The 15481-nt window shown below is 69.5% G+C and carries 18 protein-coding genes; 10 read left to right on the top strand and 8 right to left on the bottom strand.

Features of this window, described 5'->3' with window-relative positions; translation table 11 throughout:
• Positions 1-21: 21 nt before the first annotated feature.
• Genes BAU06_RS06455 through BAU06_RS06465 form a run of 3 tightly spaced genes read left to right on the top strand, consistent with a single transcriptional unit; the run spans position 22 to position 2609 of the window.
• Positions 22-996, top strand: a complete 975-nt coding sequence (locus BAU06_RS06455) for a Bug family tripartite tricarboxylate transporter substrate binding protein (protein ID WP_066345799.1) — start codon at positions 22-24, stop codon at positions 994-996.
• Positions 997-1055: 59 nt separating this feature from the next.
• Positions 1056-1826, top strand: coding sequence for an MBL fold metallo-hydrolase (locus tag BAU06_RS06460; RefSeq protein ID WP_066358271.1), 771 nt, complete (start codon positions 1056-1058; stop codon positions 1824-1826).
• Between the two features lie 45 nt (positions 1827-1871).
• A complete protein-coding gene (locus BAU06_RS06465) occupies positions 1872-2609 on the top strand; it encodes an ABC transporter substrate-binding protein (RefSeq protein ID WP_066345802.1) in 738 nt (245 codons plus the stop codon).
• A 17-nt stretch (positions 2610-2626) separates the two neighbouring features.
• Here BAU06_RS06465 and BAU06_RS06470 read toward each other — a convergent pair whose 3' ends face one another.
• A complete protein-coding gene (locus BAU06_RS06470) occupies positions 2627-3517 on the bottom strand; it encodes a LysR family transcriptional regulator (protein ID WP_066345805.1) in 891 nt (296 codons plus the stop codon).
• Between the two features lie 230 nt (positions 3518-3747).
• Here BAU06_RS06470 and BAU06_RS06475 point away from each other — a divergent pair, with 230 nt between their 5' ends.
• Positions 3748-4740 (top strand): Bug family tripartite tricarboxylate transporter substrate binding protein, encoded by a 993-nt coding sequence (locus BAU06_RS06475; protein WP_066345808.1) that lies wholly within the window; start codon positions 3748-3750, stop codon positions 4738-4740.
• 36 nt (positions 4741-4776) lie between these two features.
• Entirely contained in the window at positions 4777-5787 is a 1011-nt protein-coding gene (locus BAU06_RS06480) for a 2-hydroxyacid dehydrogenase (protein WP_082993538.1), read from the top strand.
• Between the two features lie 7 nt (positions 5788-5794).
• On the opposite strand, the gene BAU06_RS06485 is transcribed toward BAU06_RS06480, so the two are convergent.
• The 7 genes from BAU06_RS06485 to BAU06_RS06515 all read right to left on the bottom strand — a co-directional run bounded on the left by BAU06_RS06485 (position 5795) and on the right by BAU06_RS06515 (position 10759).
• Positions 5795-6490 (bottom strand): hypothetical protein, encoded by a 696-nt coding sequence (locus BAU06_RS06485; protein WP_066345819.1) that lies wholly within the window; start codon positions 6488-6490, stop codon positions 5795-5797.
• A gap of 171 nt (positions 6491-6661) precedes the next feature.
• The gene (locus tag BAU06_RS06490; RefSeq protein ID WP_066345822.1) at positions 6662-7954 is read right to left on the bottom strand and encodes an NAD(P)/FAD-dependent oxidoreductase; all 1293 of its coding nucleotides are present in this window, start codon (positions 7952-7954) and stop codon (positions 6662-6664) included.
• Positions 7955-7958: 4 nt separating this feature from the next.
• On the bottom strand, positions 7959-8414 hold the full coding sequence (locus BAU06_RS06495; RefSeq protein ID WP_066345825.1) for a GNAT family N-acetyltransferase: 456 nt from the start codon (positions 8412-8414) through the stop codon (positions 7959-7961).
• 64 nt (positions 8415-8478) lie between these two features.
• The gene (locus BAU06_RS06500) at positions 8479-9102 is read right to left on the bottom strand and encodes an anti-sigma factor family protein (protein ID WP_066345830.1); all 624 of its coding nucleotides are present in this window, start codon (positions 9100-9102) and stop codon (positions 8479-8481) included.
• A complete protein-coding gene (locus tag BAU06_RS06505; protein ID WP_066345832.1) occupies positions 9099-9623 on the bottom strand; it encodes an RNA polymerase sigma factor in 525 nt (174 codons plus the stop codon). The genes BAU06_RS06500 and BAU06_RS06505 overlap by 4 nt, the downstream gene beginning before the upstream one ends.
• A gap of 5 nt (positions 9624-9628) precedes the next feature.
• The gene (locus BAU06_RS06510) at positions 9629-10006 is read right to left on the bottom strand and encodes a COG4315 family predicted lipoprotein (protein WP_066345834.1); all 378 of its coding nucleotides are present in this window, start codon (positions 10004-10006) and stop codon (positions 9629-9631) included.
• A 66-nt stretch (positions 10007-10072) separates the two neighbouring features.
• The gene (locus BAU06_RS06515) at positions 10073-10759 is read right to left on the bottom strand and encodes a GntR family transcriptional regulator (protein WP_066345837.1); all 687 of its coding nucleotides are present in this window, start codon (positions 10757-10759) and stop codon (positions 10073-10075) included.
• A gap of 165 nt (positions 10760-10924) precedes the next feature.
• Between BAU06_RS06515 and BAU06_RS06520 the strand changes: the two genes are divergently transcribed.
• The 5 genes from BAU06_RS06520 to BAU06_RS06540 are packed head-to-tail and all read left to right on the top strand — an operon-like array spanning position 10925 to position 15478.
• Positions 10925-12136: an ABC transporter substrate-binding protein gene (locus tag BAU06_RS06520; RefSeq protein ID WP_066345839.1), complete on the top strand. Its 1212-nt coding sequence runs from the start codon at positions 10925-10927 to the stop codon at positions 12134-12136.
• Positions 12137-12145: 9 nt separating this feature from the next.
• On the top strand, positions 12146-13018 hold the full coding sequence (locus BAU06_RS06525) for a branched-chain amino acid ABC transporter permease (RefSeq protein ID WP_066345846.1): 873 nt from the start codon (positions 12146-12148) through the stop codon (positions 13016-13018).
• On the top strand, positions 13018-13908 hold the full coding sequence (locus BAU06_RS06530) for a branched-chain amino acid ABC transporter permease (RefSeq protein WP_066345852.1): 891 nt from the start codon (positions 13018-13020) through the stop codon (positions 13906-13908). Before BAU06_RS06525 ends, BAU06_RS06530 begins: the two co-directional genes overlap by 1 nt.
• Positions 13905-14690: an ABC transporter ATP-binding protein gene (locus tag BAU06_RS06535; RefSeq protein WP_066345861.1), complete on the top strand. Its 786-nt coding sequence runs from the start codon at positions 13905-13907 to the stop codon at positions 14688-14690. The genes BAU06_RS06530 and BAU06_RS06535 overlap by 4 nt, the downstream gene beginning before the upstream one ends.
• Positions 14687-15478 (top strand): ABC transporter ATP-binding protein, encoded by a 792-nt coding sequence (locus tag BAU06_RS06540; protein WP_082988020.1) that lies wholly within the window; start codon positions 14687-14689, stop codon positions 15476-15478. Before BAU06_RS06535 ends, BAU06_RS06540 begins: the two co-directional genes overlap by 4 nt.
• The last annotated feature ends 3 nt before the right edge of the window (positions 15479-15481 follow it).

Raw genomic sequence — 15481 nt, forward strand, 5'->3', positions numbered from 1 at the left:
AAAAAATCCAAGGAGACATCCATGCATAAGCTGCTGGGCGGACTGGCCCTGTGCGCGCTTGCCCTGACGAGTGCCGGCGCGCGGGCGGATAGCTATCCGAGCAAACCCATCCGCGTCATCGTGCCCTATGTGGCCGGCGGCGCGGCCGACATCACCGCGCGGGTCTTCGCGCAGAAGATGTCCATGAGCATGGGCGTGGCGCTGGTCGTGGAGAACAAGCCCGGCGCCAACGGCATGATAGGCACGGACTTCGTCGCCAAGGCGGCGCCCGACGGCTATACCCTGTTGCTGGACGCCAGCGGCCCGCTGGTGGTGAACCCGTCCTTGTACGCCCGCAAGACACCCTATGACCCGGTCAAGGACTTCGCGCCGATCTCGCAGATCGCGAGTTACCAGTACGTGCTGGTCGTGCCCGGAAAGTCGCCCATCCACGGCTTGGACGACCTGGTCGCGCAGGCGCGCGCCCATCCCGGCCAGTTGAGCTATGGATCCGCCGGCGTGGGCGCGGGCGGCCACCTCGCGGGAGAGCTGCTGGCACTGATGACGCACACGCAGCTGGTCCATGTGCCCTACAAGGGCAACGCGCAGGCACTGACCGATGTCTTGAGCGGGCAGCTTTCATTTACCTTCGATACGGTGGTCACGTCCGCGCCGCAGATCCAGGCCGGCCGCCTGCGTCCGTTCGCCGTGTCGGGCCCTCATCGCGCCAGCGTGCTGCCCGATATCCCGACCATGGAAGAGTTGGGCTATAAAGGCTTCTCCATTACCCAGTTCCAGGGCCTGCTGGCGCCGGCCGGCACCGATCCCGCGATCATCGCCCGCCTGCACGACGAAGTGGTCAAGGCATCGCGCGATCCCGACGTGGTGCGCAAGCTGGTCACGGAAGGGGGCAACGACCTGGTGGCCGGCACGCCGGCGGAATTCGCCGCGCAGATCGAATCCGACCTGGGCCTGTACCGCAGGCTGATCGAAGACGCCAACATACCGAAGCAATAATGCGCGCCGCGCGCGGCAAGGACGGACCGGGCGATCGCGCCCGGCATGGAGCGAACGATATGTATCAACTCGATGTGCTGATCAACGGCTATCCCGGGCGCAGCCTGTTCCACGGCAGCCTGGGATGGAGCACCACCACGCTGCTGCGCGGCGAAGGGCGCAACATCCTGGTGGACGTCGGCGCCTTCGGCGCGCGCCACCTGCTGAAGAAGCAGCTGGCCGATGTCCGCATGGACCCGGCCGACGTCACCGACGTGGTCCTGACGCATGCGCACTACGATCATTCCGTCAACTTCACGCTGTTCCCCAATGCCACGGTGTGGATAGGCGAGCGCGAACTGGAATGGGCGGCCGCGCAGCCTCCCGGCTTCGACCCGCTGCCCGAGCTCTATGTGCGCGAACTGTCCGTTTCGCCGCGCGTGCGCCGTATCGGCGACGGCGAACGCTTCCTGCCCGGCTTCACGGCCATCGTGGCGCCGGGCCACACGCCGGGCCACCTGCTGTTCACGGTTGCCGGCGCGGCCCAGCCCCTGCTGTTCACCGGCGATGCGGCGAAGAACCGCGCCGAGCTATTGAGCATGACCGTCAACGATACCTACGACATGCAGGCCAGCCGGGCCACGCTGGAGCTCATCTGGGCGACGTGGCGGCGGCAAGCCGATACACTGCTCATCCCGGGCCACGACCTGTGCATGCGCCTGGACGACAAGGGCCAGCCCGTCTACGTCGGGGAACGCCGCGCCGCCATGAATGCATGGTTCGGCGAAAACCTGGAACCCACCGTCATCGATCTGTGCTGCGGCGGCGAGACCGCGCGCTACAGCGCCTGAGCCGCCGGTCCGCCGACGGGCCCCTTCATACACGAGAGAGCCGAGATGCCGCTTGATCCGCAAGTCCTAGCCCAATTCATTCCCACCGGCCGCCTGCGCGCGTCCATCAATGTCGGCAACCCCATCCTGGCGCGCCGCGACGACGGCCCGGGGGGCGCGGCCGGCGTGTCGGTGGACCTGGCGCGGGCCTTTGCCCAGCGCCTGGGCGTGGAGCTGGAGCTGGTGGTGTTCGACAGCGCCGGCAAGTCCGTGGATGCCGTGACGGCCGAACAGGCGGACATCGGCTTCTTCGCCATCGATCCGGTGCGTGGCGCGGGCATCGACTTCACGGACGCCTATGTGCTGATCGAAGGCGCGTATCTGGTGCGCGAGGAATCTCCGCTCCGCGACCGCGCGGAAGTCGACCGGCCGGGTACGCGGGTCACCGTCGGGAAGGGAAGCGCCTACGACCTGTACCTGACCCGGGAACTGAAGCAGGCGGAGATCGTCCGCGCGCCGACATCGCCCGCGGTCGTCGATTTCTTCCTGGCCGAAAAGACGGAGGTCGCGGCCGGCGTGAAGCAGCAGCTGGAAGCCGACATGCGGCGCGTGCCGGGCCTGCGCCTGCTGCCGGGCAGCTTCATGGTGATACGCCAGGCGATGGGCCTGCCCAAGGGACGTGGCGACGCCGCGGCGAAGGAATTGCGCGCCTTCGTGGAAGAAATGAAAGCCAGCGGCTTTGTCACCGATGCATTGAAGCGTCATCGCATCGAAGGCGCGGCCGTCGCGCCCGCGGCCGCCTGAGCACCCGCGGCAAGGCACTAGCGCCTTGCCGCGGGCGCTTCCACCACGCGGGCGATGAAGGCATCCAGCGCGGGATTGTCGTGCCGCTCGCGCCAGGCCAGGTACATATCCGCGTAAAGCTTGTCCTGCGCCACCGGCAGGAAGGACACGCCCTCCATCCGCAGCTCGCGGGCCGAATCCGGCACCAGGCCCACGCCCAGTCCCGCGCGCACCAGGCCCAGCAGCGTGTGGGTCTGGCCCGCGTGTTGCACATAGTCCGGTTCGACGCCGGCGGCCCCCAGGGCCGCGGCGATGCGCTCGTAGAAGTACTTGCCTTCGCCCGGTGCGTAGGCCACGAAAGGCTGGCCGTGCAGGGCGCGCAGCGGGACGGCGTCGCGGGCCAGCAGCGGCGATTTGCGCGGCACGGCCAATACCATGGGCTCGCGTTCGATCAGGCGGTGCGCCAGGCCGTCCTGGCGGGGCAGGTGGCGGGCCAGCATCGCGTCCAGCTCGCCGGCCACCAGCAGGCGGCCCAGGTCGGTGGAGACGCGCTCGCGCAGTTCGATGTCCACGTCCGGCAGGATTTCGCGCGCCTTCATCACCCAGGCCGGCATGAGGCGATACGCGGCCACCGCGGTGAATCCCAGCGTGATATGGCCGGCCTCGCCGCCCGATGCGCGCCGGGCGCTGGAGGCCGCTCGCGCGGAATAGGCCAGCAGATGGCGGGCGTCGCGCAGGAAGCTGCGTCCCGCGGAGGTCAGCGTCACCACCCGGCTGCTGCGCTCCAGCAGCGTGACGCCCAGCGCCTGTTCCAGCAGCTGGATCTGGCGGCTCAGGGGAGGCTGGGTCATGCACAGGCGCGCCGCGGCTCGGCCGAAGTGCAGCTCTTCCGCGACCGCCACGAAGCACTCCAGTTGGCGAAGTTCCATCGATACAAGGCTTGAATTGATCGTTGCTATTTATAGCTCGATCGCACCGATCACGGGAATCCCTTCCTATACTCCTTGCTGCCACGACGCGGCGGACGCGCCCTTCATCCGAAGGGTCGGGCCCCGGGACCAGGCCGGCGCAGACCGGACGGCCCGCGGGCGGCATGCCAGGGCCCCGGTCCCCGGCAGGCGGTGCGCGCCGCCCCGCGTCCAACGACGAGGAGACGACGATGAACACCAAGCCCGCCGCGCGCCTGCGTGTGCGCATGATCGCGGCCGCCTTCGCCCTGGCCGCCGCCCTGCCGGGCGCCGGCCGCGCCGCGGACGACTTTCCATCCCGCCCCATCAGCCTGATCGTGCCTTTCTCTCCCGGCGGGGGGACGGACATCTCGGCCCGGCTGCTGGCCGCGGCGCTGGGCCAGCGGATGAACGCCTCGGTCGTGGTGGACAACCGGCCCGGCGCGGGCGGGCAGATCGCCGCCGACCTCGTGGCGCGCGCCGCGCCGGATGGCTACACGCTGCTGTTCGCCAATTCCGGCATGCTGGCCATCAATCCCTGGCTGTACAAGCTGCACAGCGATCCGGCCAAGGCCTTCGTGCCGGTCTCGCTGTTTTCCGACCTGCCCTTCGTGCTCGTGGTGCCGCCCAATTTGCCGGCCAAAACCGTGGGCGAGCTGGTGGCGCTGGCCAAGTCCCAGCCCGGCGCGCATACCTTCGCCAGCTCCGGCACCGGCGGCGCGCCGCATCTGGCCGGTGAGATCTTCCAGCAGGCCACGGGCGTGCAACTGACACACGTGCCCTACAAGGGCGGCGGGCCGGCCATGACCGACCTGATGGCCGGCCGGGTCGACATGCTGTTCGCCTCGGTACTGGAAACGGTCACCTACGTGAACGCCGGCAAGCTGCGCGCGCTGGCCGTCACGGGGCCGGCGCGCTCGCCCGTGATGCCCGATGTGCCGACGCTGGACGAAGCCGGCGTGCGCAATGCGCAAACGGGCTCCTGGACCGCCGTGCTGGCGCCCGCCGGCACGCCGCAGGCCATCGTCGATAAACTGTCGCTGGCGATCCGCCAGGTCGCCGACCTGCCGGACGTCAAGGAAAAGCTTATTTCGCAGGGCGCCGTGCCGCATGGCTCCACCCCGGCGGAACTGGCCGATCTTGCGGCCCGCGAACGCGCCCGCTATGGCGACATCATCAAACAGCGCAATCTGCGCGTCGACTAGGCGATGCGCGGACGGCGCGCCGCCCCGATAACCCTTATGCAGACTGTTGCTTCCCACGCCGTGAATCACACCGCTACGACCGCTACGACCGCCACACACGCCACGCCCGTGGAGCTCCTGATGGCCGGCCCCCTGCTGCCGGAACTCATGGCGCGGATCGAGGGCAAATACCGTGTCCACCGCTGGTGGGAAATGGACGATCCCGCCGCCCGCCTGGCCCGGCAGGGCGCGGCCATCCGCGGCATCGTCACCAGCGGCCGCTACGGCGCCACGCGGGCGATGATAGAGGCGCTGCCATCGCTGGAAGTCATCGTCAGCTTTGGCGTCGGCATCGACCCCATCGATATGGCGGCGGCACGCCAGCGCGATATCGTCGTCACCAATACGCCCGGCGTGCTGGACGACTGCGTGGCCGATACGGCGCTGGCGCTGATGCTGGGCGTATCGCGGCGCATCTGCGAGCTGGACCGCTTCGTGCGCGCGGGACGTTGGCGCGGCGAAACGCCGCCGCTGGGCCGCAAGCTGGGCGGCCGCCGCTGCGGCATCCTGGGCCTGGGCAACATCGGCCGGCAGATCGCGCGGCGCGCCGAAGCCTTCGGCATGGACATCGCCTATCACAACCGCTCGCCGCGGCGCGATGTGCCCGCGCATTATCTGTATTGCGAGGATGTCCGCGCGCTGGCCCGCGCCAGCGACGTCCTGGTGCTGTCCCTGCCGGGGGGCGGCGACACGCGGCGCGTGGTCGACGCGGATGTGCTCGAAGCCCTGGGCGCCGACGGCATCCTGGTCAACGTATCGCGCGGCAGCGTGGTGGACCAGGACGCGCTCGTCACGGCCTTGCGCGAGGGCCGCATCGCCGGCGCCGGCCTGGACGTATTCGAGAACGAGCCCGACGTGCCGCCGGCACTGTGCGCGATGGACCAGGTGGTGCTGTCGCCGCACATCGGCAGCAGCACCGTCGAGACGCGGCAAGCCATGGCCGACCTGGTCATCGCCAACCTGGACGGCTGGTTCGAAAGGCGGCGGCCGCTGACACCGGTGGCCTGATAAGGAGTCAGCGGCGCGCGGACGCGGTATCGGCCGCATTCCCGCTATCGCTATCGGCGCCATCTCCGATATCGCTGTCCGGATCCAGCAGCAGATCGAACCTGGCTTTTGCGGCTTGCGGATCGTCGCTCCAGGAAGCCAGCAATTCGCGCGCCGCCTGGCCGGCCGCCGCCCGGTCCTTGCGGGGGTCCCTGGACATCAGGTCGTCTATCGTGGCCGCCAGGGTGCCATCGCGCTCGTAGCGCGCCATGACGCGCGCCATCAAGGGGGCGAGGACGCCGCGTGCCTGCCACTCGGCCACGATGCGGCGCAGCAGGTCCATCGCCGCCGCGTCCAGGCGGTCGCCCAGGTAGATCCCTTGCGCCACGCTTGCCACGGACGGCTCCTGCCTGGACCATTTCGCCACGACCTTGAAGAATTCGTCCACACCGTGCACCTGGCAGGGGACGGCCGTGGCGCGCGACGGTTCGCGCGTCGCATCCGGCGGCCGTCCGCCGGACGGCGCATCCTGGCGCCCGGCGATGCCGTCCGACCTGGGCCGCCACCCGCAACCGCCCGGCGGGGCGGCGTCCGCGGCCTCGGCGCGATAGGCGGCCAAGGCGTCGGCGGTCGCGTGGCCGGGCGCCGTGGCAAGGACTGGCATGCCCGCGGGTTGCGGATAGGCGGGCGGCGGCGTGCCGGGGCCCGTGGTGGAAATCGTCATGGGTTGTCGCTCCGTTGGAAGCCGCGATGCAATGGCCCCGGCGCCTTCCAGCCGTTCAGGGCCGTGGGCGAGCGGGGCATGCGGCCGGTAAGGGTGGCGCGGTGCGGGCCTGGATGCCGCGGCGCCGGCTGCAAGGCCGGGCAGGCGCTTGCCGGATTGCTGTGTGGTGGGCTACAGCACGGCGTCCCTTGCGGAGCCGTCCGATTTCGTGTCGCGGGCCTGGCGTGCATCGCCCAGCATGGCGTCGGCGATGCGTACGGCGGTATGCACGGAGTCGGTCAGGCCCAGGTGGCCGTGACCCGTGGCGATCCACAGGCCCGGCTGGCCGGCGACCGGGCCGATCACGGGCACGGAGTCCGGCATGCAGGGACGGTGTCCCATCCATTCCGTGACGGGTGCCCGATCCAGTCCCTGGAAGGTGTCGCGCGCGATGTGCGCCAGCACTTGCGCGCGCCGCGGATCGGGGGCGCGCGACAGGCCGGCGATCTCCACGGTGCCGCCCACGCGCAAGCCGTCTTCCATCGGCGTAATGAAGACCTTGCGGTCGGCCAGCACGACGGTGCGCGAAATGGTCGAGGACGCGCCCTGGAATTGCACGTGGTAGCCGCGCTGGCTTTCCAGGCGCAGGCGTACGCCCAGCGGACGCAGCAGCCGCGGTGTCCACGCGCCCGTGGCGACGACCACGTGCTGGAAATCGTGCGGCGCGTCGTTGACGCCGACACGCCAGCCGGTGCCGCCGTTGCGCCGGGGCGCGGCGGCCTGGCCGCGCAGCACGCGGCCGCCGCGCGCGGCATACGCGCGCACCACGGCCTGTACGTAGCGGAAGGGGTTCAGCACCGTGGCATGGTCGGCCAGGAACATGCCGATCCGGTAGCGCGCGCCGACGGCCGGTTCCAGGTCCAGGATGCCGGGGCGGTCCAGTTTCTCGAAGCGGTAGCCGTACTGCTCGCGCAGCCGCCAGCCCGCCGCATCCTTGGCCAGCGCCGCCTCGTCGGGATACAGATGCAGGTGGCCGCGCCGCAGGATCAACTCGGGCACGCCGATCTCCCGTGCCAGCGCCACATGCCGCTCCACCGCGCCGGCGTGCAGCGCCGCCAGCCGCCGCGCCGCGTCGGCGACGGCGGCGGGGCGCGAAGCGGCGACGAAGCGCGCGAGCCAGGGCAGGGCGCGCGGCAGGTAGGCCAGCGGCAGCCGCAGCGGGCTTTCCGGGTCCAGCATCATCCCGGGGACCGATTTGAGGATGCCCGGCATGGCCAGCGGCGCCACCGAACCGGGGCTGATGGCGCCGGAATTGCCGAAGCTGCAGCCGCTGCCGGGTTCGTCGCGGTCTATCAAGGTCACGTCGGCGCCGCGCTGGCGCAGCGTGTACGCCGTGACGGCGCCGACGATGCCCGCGCCGATGACGGCGACGCGCGGGCCGGCACGGCCGCCGCCGGCGCTGTAGAGTCCCGACGTGTCCCGCATGGCCCTAGATGTCCTCGTTGTTGATCGCATAGCGCACGAAGCCGCTGTGCGCGGTGTACTTGTCGTACAGCCCCCGGGCCCGGTAGTTGTTTTCGCGGGTCTGCCAGTACAGCCGCGACCAATTGTGCGCCTTCATCTGGTCGACCAGCCAGTCGATCAGCAGTTTGCCGGTGCCGCGGGCGCGCACCCCGGGATCGACGAACAGGTCCTGCAGATAGCACACCGGGGTCAGGGTCGAGGTGTTCTCGTGCAGCAGGTAGTTCGCGATGCCGATGACCTGGCCGGCGTCCTCGGCGACGATGGCGTGCACGGGCGTGCCGGGATCCAGGATGCGGGCCCAGGTATGGCGGGTCACCGCCTCGTCCGGCTCGCGCTCGTAGAAACGGGTGTAGGCGTCCCACAGGGTGCGCCAGCGGGCTTCGTCGCGCGCTTCGATGGGACGGATCAGGGTCGGTGACATGGGCGGTGCCGTTCGAGTGCCGTTGAGCTGCGTTGCGATGGCGCGCTCGGCCGTCGCGGCGGCGCTAGCGCGGGAACAGCTGATCGTACACGTCGCCGGCCAGGGCCTGCAATTCGGCGGCCGGCAGGTCGCCGTTCAAGGCGTAGCCGTAGCCGTTCTCCACCCAATAGAAAGCCGTGCCGCTGCCCGACCGCACGGAACGGAAGGCGGTTTCCCGTGGGGCCACGTCGGCGGCGAACACCGCGACGTACAGCGTGACGCGGCGGCCGCGGCCGTCCTCGTACATGAATTGGGCGCGCGCCAGCGCATTGCCCGCCGCGCCGCCGGCTGTCTTCGTGGCCGACGCCGGATTGGCGTTGGCGCCGGCCTGGGCGGCCGCTTCGCCGGGCAGCAGCCTGCCGCCCAACAGCCGGAAGCCGCGGTCCTGCAGGGACGGCGCCGCCAGGGGACGGCCCAGGCGGCGGCTCAGCCACTGCACCAGATGCGCCTCTTCCTGCGCGCCGACCTCCACGGGATGGCGCACTTCCGGCGCGAACACGGCATAGGCGGCCGTGGCGTCGCGCACGAATTGCGGGGGCGCGCTGGCGAGCGCACCCGTGGCCAGCGCCGGCACGCGCGACGCGTCCAGCTGGCCGTCGACGAAAGCGTGCAGATCGTCATCCGAGACAGGGGCGTCGGTTTCCATCATCGCTTCACCAGATGCAGGGGAGTGGGCGCGGCCGCCCCGTCGGGCCCGGCCATGGCCGCCCGCACCGCTTCGCGCGCGCGATGCAGCCGCGACATGACCGTGCCGATGGGAATCTGCAGGATTTCCGCGGCCTCCGCATATGTGTATTCCTCCACGGTCACCAGCAGCAGCACGGTACGCAGCGTGGGGCTCAGGCGCGCCAGCGCGCGCTGCAGGTCCAGCATGTCGGGCGCCAGGGCCAGGGGCTCGTGCGCCACGTCGGTATGTTCGTCCCAGATGTCGTGATTGTCGTCATGGCGCCAATCGCGGACCCGGTTCAGGTACAGGTTATGCATCAGGGTCATCAGCCACGCGCGCAGCGCGGTGCCGGGCTTCCACAGCGACCATTTGGCGCAGGCCCGCTCCAGCGTGTCCTGTACCAGGTCGTCCGCGCCGGCCGCGTCGCCCGCCAGCAGGCGGGCGTAGCGGCGCAGCGAGGGGATATGGGCGAGGATCTGCTCCACGCCCGCCGCCGATGCCATGAAGCTCAGGGCTTGGCCGCGTGCCAGACGCCGCCGACGCCGTCGCCGGTCTTGTCGCCGGGCGCCTGGTCCTTCACCCAGTAATACAGCGGCTGGCCCTTGTAGGCCCATTGTTTGGATCCGTCGTCACGCGAGATGACCGTCCACGCGCCGTCGGCCTTGGCGCCGGCGGCGGCTGCCAGGGGAGGCCAGTTGGCCGCGCACTTGTCGTTGCAGACGCTCTTGCCGGAATTGGCGGTGTCCTTGTCGAAGGTGTACAGCGTCATGCCCTTGTCGCCGACCAGCACGCCATTGCTGGCCTTGCCGGGGGCGGCCGCCATGGCGCTGCCGGCGATCAGCAGGGCGGCGACGCCCAGGGCGGAAAACGTGAAGTTGCGAACCATAAGACCTCCGTGTGGTGGGTTTGCATGGGAGTGTACACCACGGCGGCCGGATTTATTCCATCGCATTCATTGCCCGGCGTGCTGGGTCAATCCGGCCACCACGTCCACCACCTGCTCCAGCGCCACCTGGATATGCGCGCGCAAGGCCTTGACGGCGGCCGGGACGTCGCCTTTTTCCGCGTACTCGATCAATTGCAGGTGCTCCGCATGGGCCTGCTGGCGCAGCGGCAGGTTGACGACCTGGAAGCGCAGATAGCGATCGCCGCGGTCATGCAACTGCTTGAGCACGGTCATCGCCAGGTCGCGGCCGGCCGGCAGGTAGAGGGTTTCGTGCAGGCGCCAGTTGACGCGCCCCCAGTCCGCCGCGTCGGCGTGCCGGGTGGCCTCCAGCGCGGCCCGCGCGGCGTCCAGCCGCGTGCCGCCGCCGGCACGGATGGCTTCGCCGAACAGCCAGGGTTCGATCTGCAGGCGCAGTTCGAAGGTTTCGATCACGTCGGCGGCCGAAATGGCGCAGACATAGGCGCCGCGATGCGCATGCACGGAGACCAGGCCTTCGGCTTCCAGCCGTCGGATGGCCTCGCGCACGGGGATGCGGCTGACGCCCAACTCTTCCGCCAGCGCTTCCTGCCGCAACGGGGCGCCCGGCCGCAGTTGGCCGGACAGGATCTGCTGGCGCAGTGCGTCCAGCACCAGGTCGACCGTGGTGCGCCGCACGAGTTTGTTATCCCCCGCGGGGAAGGGCGGTTGGTTCATGGAGTCTCACGTAAACCCTAGGCCCCGTCTTATTGACCCGGGGGTGAGCCGCAGTTTAGCATGGGTGCCGTATCCAGGATATTGGATCCAATCTAGTATCGCGATGTCTGGGTCGGACCCGCGTGGCGCGCGTACCGCGTCTTCGAGCCCTTAGAGAGAGCCCACATGAACCGCCGTCATTTCGTCGCCGCCGCGCTGGTCGCCGCCGCGGCCAGCAGTTCCAGCCTGCCCGCGCTGGCGCAGTCCTCCGACTTCGTGGTGGGCGCGCTCAGCCCGCTTACCGGTTCCGGCGCGCCCTACGGGCCGGGCATGGTCAAGGCCATCCAGCTCGCGGCCAAGGAAATCAACGCGGCGGGCGGGGCGCAGGGCGCGCAATTCCGCGTCGTGGTCGAAGACACGCAAACCGCGCCGCAGGCAGCGGTCACCGGCGCCAAGAAGATGATCGAAGTGGACAAGGTGCGCGCCATACTCGGCTGCTGGAGTTCGGGCGAATCGCTGGCCGTTATTCCGCTGACGAACGAGGCCGATATTCCGCTGATGCACGGTTCGGGCGCGCCCGCCCTGAGCGCCGATGCCAATCCCAAGCGCCTGGGCTTCCGCTTCCAGGCCACCAACGGCCGCTTCGGCCAGGCCTTCGCCAAGATCGCGGAGCGCCAGGGCTACAAACAGCCGGCCACCATGGCCTTCAACAACGCCTCCGGCATTGGCAATACCGAAGGTTTCGCGCAAGCCTGGAAGGCGGCCGGCGGCAAGGTCGTGGCCAGCGTGGTGTACGAGCCCAACCGGCCGTCCTACCGTTCCGAACTGCAATCCGTGCTGCGGGCCAAGCCGGATGTCATCGTCACCGGTTCCTACCTGGCCGACACCACCATCCTGCTGCGCGAGTGGTACCAGACCGGCATCGACACGCACTGGATCATTCCCGGCTGGGCGGCCAACGCGGATCTCATCAAGGCCCTCGGCCCCAAGGTGACCGAAGGCATTATTTCGGTGGAATCGGTCAGCAACGAAAACGCGCCCAACTATGCCCACGTGCGCGACGCGCTGGGCAAGGAGGGCGTGGACGTCGCCGGCAACGTCTACGCGCCCATGGCCTATGACCAGGCCATCATCCTGGCGCTGGCGGTGCAGGCGCTGGGCCCCAAGGCCAGCGGTCCGGAACTGGCGAAGAAGGTGCATGAAATGGGCACGCCCGGCGGCCAGACCGTGACCAGCTTCGCGGAAGGCAAGAAACTGCTGGAAGCCGGCAAGCGCATCACGTATGTCGGTGCCTCCAGCGCGCTGAACTTCGACCAGTACAACGACGTGACGCCGGATTTCGCGGCCTCCTTCGTGGAAAACGGCAAGCTCGTGCGCAAGTACGTGGTCAAGCTGTAGGGCCGCCGCGTGTCCTACGCCGATTACGTCAATCTGGTCATCAACGGGCTGGTGGAAGGGCTGATCATCGCCTTGCCGGCCCTGGCGCTGACCCTGGTCTACGGGCTGGCCCGCTTTCCCAATGCCGCCACCGGCGATATCGTCGCCGTGGGCGGCTACGCGGGGCTGGCGGCGCATCACCTGTCGGGATCGCTCGTCGTCGCCGGCCTGGCCGGCGCGGCCGGCGGCGCCGTCGCATCGGTGCTGGCCTTTCTGCTGGCTTTCCGGCCGGTCATCCGCCGCTCGGTCATTACGCTGCTGCTGACTTCCATCGGCGTGGGCTTCGTCATCCGCGCCGCGCTGGGCGTCCTGTTCGGCCACGACCCGCGCGCCTTCGACATGCCGCTGGAGCGCGCCTGGCGCTTCGGCGATATCTCCATCGCACCGGCGGACCTCAGTTTGGCCGCGCTGACGCTGGCGACGCTGGCGCTGGTATTCGTCATCCTCTATGCCACGCCGCTGGGCCGGTCCCTGCGCGCCATCGCCGACGATCCGGACCTGGCCCGCGTCAGCGGCATCCGCCGCGAACGATGCATGCTGGCCATGTGGACCATCGCCGGCGTGGTGTGCGGCATCGCCGGCACCGTGACCGGCATGCGCACGGTGGTCTATCCGGACGCGGGCTGGAACCTGCTGCTGCCCGCGTTCGCCGCCGCGGTGGTGGGCGGCCTGGGCAATCCCGTGGGCGCCGTCATGGGAGCCCTGTTGCTGGGCGTGCTGCAGGAACTGTCCACGCCGGTGGTGGGCTTCGTCTACAAGATCGCGCTGGGCTACGTCTTCATGATGATCGTGCTGCTGCTGCGCCCGCAAGGGCTGTTCAACCGGCCGGTGGGGGTGCGCTGATGCTGACTTACCTGTTGTCCATCCTGGTGATCATGGGCATCTATATGCTGCTCGCCCTGGCGCTGGACCTGCAATACGGCTTTACCGGACTGATCAACTTCGGCCTGGCGGGCTTCTTCGGTATCGGCGCCTACGCGTCTGCGCTGCTGACCCTGAAGGCGGGCTGGTCGCCGCTGCTGTCCTTCCCGGCCGCGATGCTGGCCGCGGCGCTGCTGGCGTGGCCGCTGGGCCGGGTGGCGCTGCGCCTGCGCGACGACTATCTGGCCATCGTTACGCTGGGATTCTCCGAGATCGTGCGCCTGGTGCTCGTGCAGGAGCAGTGGCTGACCAATGGCGTGCAAGGCATACCGGGCGTGCCGCGGCTGGGCGCCGGCTGGGGCGGCGCGCGCTTCAGCGACACCCTGCTGCTGGTGTTGCTGGCCCTGTCCATCGCGCTGGCCGTGGCCTTGCTGCGGCGGATCACGCACAGTCCCTATGGCCGCACCATCCAGGCGGTACGCGACGACGAAACCGCGGTGCGCGTGCTGGGCAAGGAGCCGGCGCGCTTCAAGACGCAGGTGCTGATGGTGGGCGCCGCGCTGGCCGGCCTGGCCGGCGCCTATTTCGCGCACTACATGACCTATATCGTGCCCGACCAGTTCGTGCCGCTGATCACCTTCTACGTGTGGATGGCCATCATCATGGGCGGCGTGGCGCGGCTCTCGGGCAGCGTCGCGGGCGCGGTGCTGCTGGTGCTGTTCCTGGAAGGCGTGCGCTTTACGCGCGGCATCATCCCCGGCGTCTCGGATGCCGACATGGGCAGCGTGCAGCTGGGGGTGGTCGGGCTGATCCTAATTCTTTTCATGCGCTGGCGCCCGCAGGGCCTGTTCGGCGCCAGGGGCGCGCGATGACTACCCTGGCGACCAGCGGTGTCTCCCTATCCTATGGCGACTTCCAGGTGCTGGATGGCGTGACGCTGTCCATGAGCCTGGACGGCCTGCACGGCATGATCGGTCCCAACGGCGCGGGCAAAAGCACGTTCTTCGCCGTGCTGAGCGGTTTCCTGCGTCCCTCGGCGGGCGAGGTCGCCTTCGGCGGCGCCGTCCTGGGCGGCGCCGGCCCCGCGGCGCGTGCCCGCATGGGCCTGGGCCGCACCTTCCAGATCCCGCGCGAATTCATGCACCTGACGGTGCGGCAGAACCTGATGGTGGGGCCGCGCGACCAACCCGGCGAGTCCCTGCTGCCGCTGTTCCTTGCGCCGGGCCGGGTAAGGCGGGCCGAAGCGGAGATCGCCGACCGCGCGCAGCACATGCTGGATTTCCTCAAGCTCAATGCGGTGGCCGACAAGCCGGCCGGCGGCCTGTCCGGCGGACAGAAGAAACTGCTGGAGCTGGGGCGCGCCTTGATGTCGGATCCCAAATTCATCTTGCTGGACGAACCTTATGCCGGAGTGAATCCCGTGCTGATCGAAGAGATCTCGCAGCGCATCCGCGAGATCAACGCGCGCCGCGGGATCGGTTTCCTGATCATCGAGCACAACCTGATGGCCCTGAACCGCCTGGTGTCCGACCTGTACGTGCTGGACGGCGGCCGCCTGCTGGCGCACGGCGAACCCGGCCAGGTGCTGGCCGATGCCCGCGTGCGGGAAGCGTACATGGGCGCGCTGGCGCCGGTCGCCACGGAGACGCCATGAGCACCCCGACGAGCACCCTGGCGCCCACGGCGGTCCGTCATGGCGCGCCGCCGTCCACCGCCGCGGACGGCGCCGGCGTCCAGCCCGTACTGCGCCTGTCCGCGCTGCGCGGCGGCTATGGGGATGCCGATATCCTGAAAGGCATCTCGCTGCACGTCCTGCCGGGCGAGATCGTCACCATCGCCGGCACCAATGGCGCCGGCAAGTCGACCATCATCAAGGCGGTGATGGGCCTGCTGCCGCGCACCGGCGGCCAGGTCCTGCTGCGCGACCGCGATATCGCGGCCCTGAGCGTCGAATCGCGCCTGGACCGCGGCATCGGCTACGTGCCCCAGGTGGCCAACGTGTTCGCCTCCTTGACGGTGCATGAGAACCTGCTGGTGGTGCAGGGCGTCAAGCGTCCGCGCGCGCGGGCCGATGCCATGTACCAGATGTTCCCCGCGCTGGTGCGCCATCGCCGCCGTCCCGCGGGCACGCTGTCGGGCGGCGAGCGCCAGCAACTGGCCTTCGCCCGTGCGCTGATGCGCGAACCGGATATGCTGCTGCTCGACGAGCCGACGGCGGCGCTATCGCCCGCGCGCGTGGATGAGATCTTTGCCTATGTGCGCGGCCTTCCGGCCGCCGGCACCACGGTGTTGATGGTGGAACAGCGCGCCCGCCAGTCGCTCGCGGTCAGCCAGCGCGGCTACATCATCGACCAAGGCGTGGTCGCCATGGAAGGGGACGCGCGCGATCTCCTGAACGACAGCCGCGCGGCCGATCTTTTCCTGGGTAAACACGATGCATAGAGC

Source organism: Bordetella bronchialis, from assembly GCF_001676705.1.
Lineage (GTDB): Bacteria > Pseudomonadota > Gammaproteobacteria > Burkholderiales > Burkholderiaceae_B > Bordetella_C > Bordetella_C bronchialis.

Coding starts and splice junctions, on each gene's coding strand:
- BAU06_RS06455 (WP_066345799.1), top strand. CDS start 22: ATGCATAAGCTGCTGGGCGGACTGGCCCTGTGCGCGCTTGCCCTGACG.
- BAU06_RS06460 (WP_066358271.1), top strand. CDS start 1,056: ATGTATCAACTCGATGTGCTGATCAACGGCTATCCCGGGCGCAGCCTG.
- BAU06_RS06465 (WP_066345802.1), top strand. CDS start 1,872: ATGCCGCTTGATCCGCAAGTCCTAGCCCAATTCATTCCCACCGGCCGC.
- BAU06_RS06470 (WP_066345805.1), bottom strand. CDS start 3,517: ATGGAACTTCGCCAACTGGAGTGCTTCGTGGCGGTCGCGGAAGAGCTG.
- BAU06_RS06475 (WP_066345808.1), top strand. CDS start 3,748: ATGAACACCAAGCCCGCCGCGCGCCTGCGTGTGCGCATGATCGCGGCC.
- BAU06_RS06480 (WP_082993538.1), top strand. CDS start 4,777: ATGCAGACTGTTGCTTCCCACGCCGTGAATCACACCGCTACGACCGCT.
- BAU06_RS06485 (WP_066345819.1), bottom strand. CDS start 6,490: ATGACGATTTCCACCACGGGCCCCGGCACGCCGCCGCCCGCCTATCCG.
- BAU06_RS06490 (WP_066345822.1), bottom strand. CDS start 7,954: ATGCGGGACACGTCGGGACTCTACAGCGCCGGCGGCGGCCGTGCCGGC.
- BAU06_RS06495 (WP_066345825.1), bottom strand. CDS start 8,414: ATGTCACCGACCCTGATCCGTCCCATCGAAGCGCGCGACGAAGCCCGC.
- BAU06_RS06500 (WP_066345830.1), bottom strand. CDS start 9,102: ATGATGGAAACCGACGCCCCTGTCTCGGATGACGATCTGCACGCTTTC.
- BAU06_RS06505 (WP_066345832.1), bottom strand. CDS start 9,623: ATGGCATCGGCGGCGGGCGTGGAGCAGATCCTCGCCCATATCCCCTCG.
- BAU06_RS06510 (WP_066345834.1), bottom strand. CDS start 10,006: ATGGTTCGCAACTTCACGTTTTCCGCCCTGGGCGTCGCCGCCCTGCTG.
- BAU06_RS06515 (WP_066345837.1), bottom strand. CDS start 10,759: ATGAACCAACCGCCCTTCCCCGCGGGGGATAACAAACTCGTGCGGCGC.
- BAU06_RS06520 (WP_066345839.1), top strand. CDS start 10,925: ATGAACCGCCGTCATTTCGTCGCCGCCGCGCTGGTCGCCGCCGCGGCC.
- BAU06_RS06530 (WP_066345852.1), top strand. CDS start 13,018: ATGCTGACTTACCTGTTGTCCATCCTGGTGATCATGGGCATCTATATG.
- BAU06_RS06535 (WP_066345861.1), top strand. CDS start 13,905: ATGACTACCCTGGCGACCAGCGGTGTCTCCCTATCCTATGGCGACTTC.
- BAU06_RS06540 (WP_082988020.1), top strand. CDS start 14,687: ATGAGCACCCCGACGAGCACCCTGGCGCCCACGGCGGTCCGTCATGGC.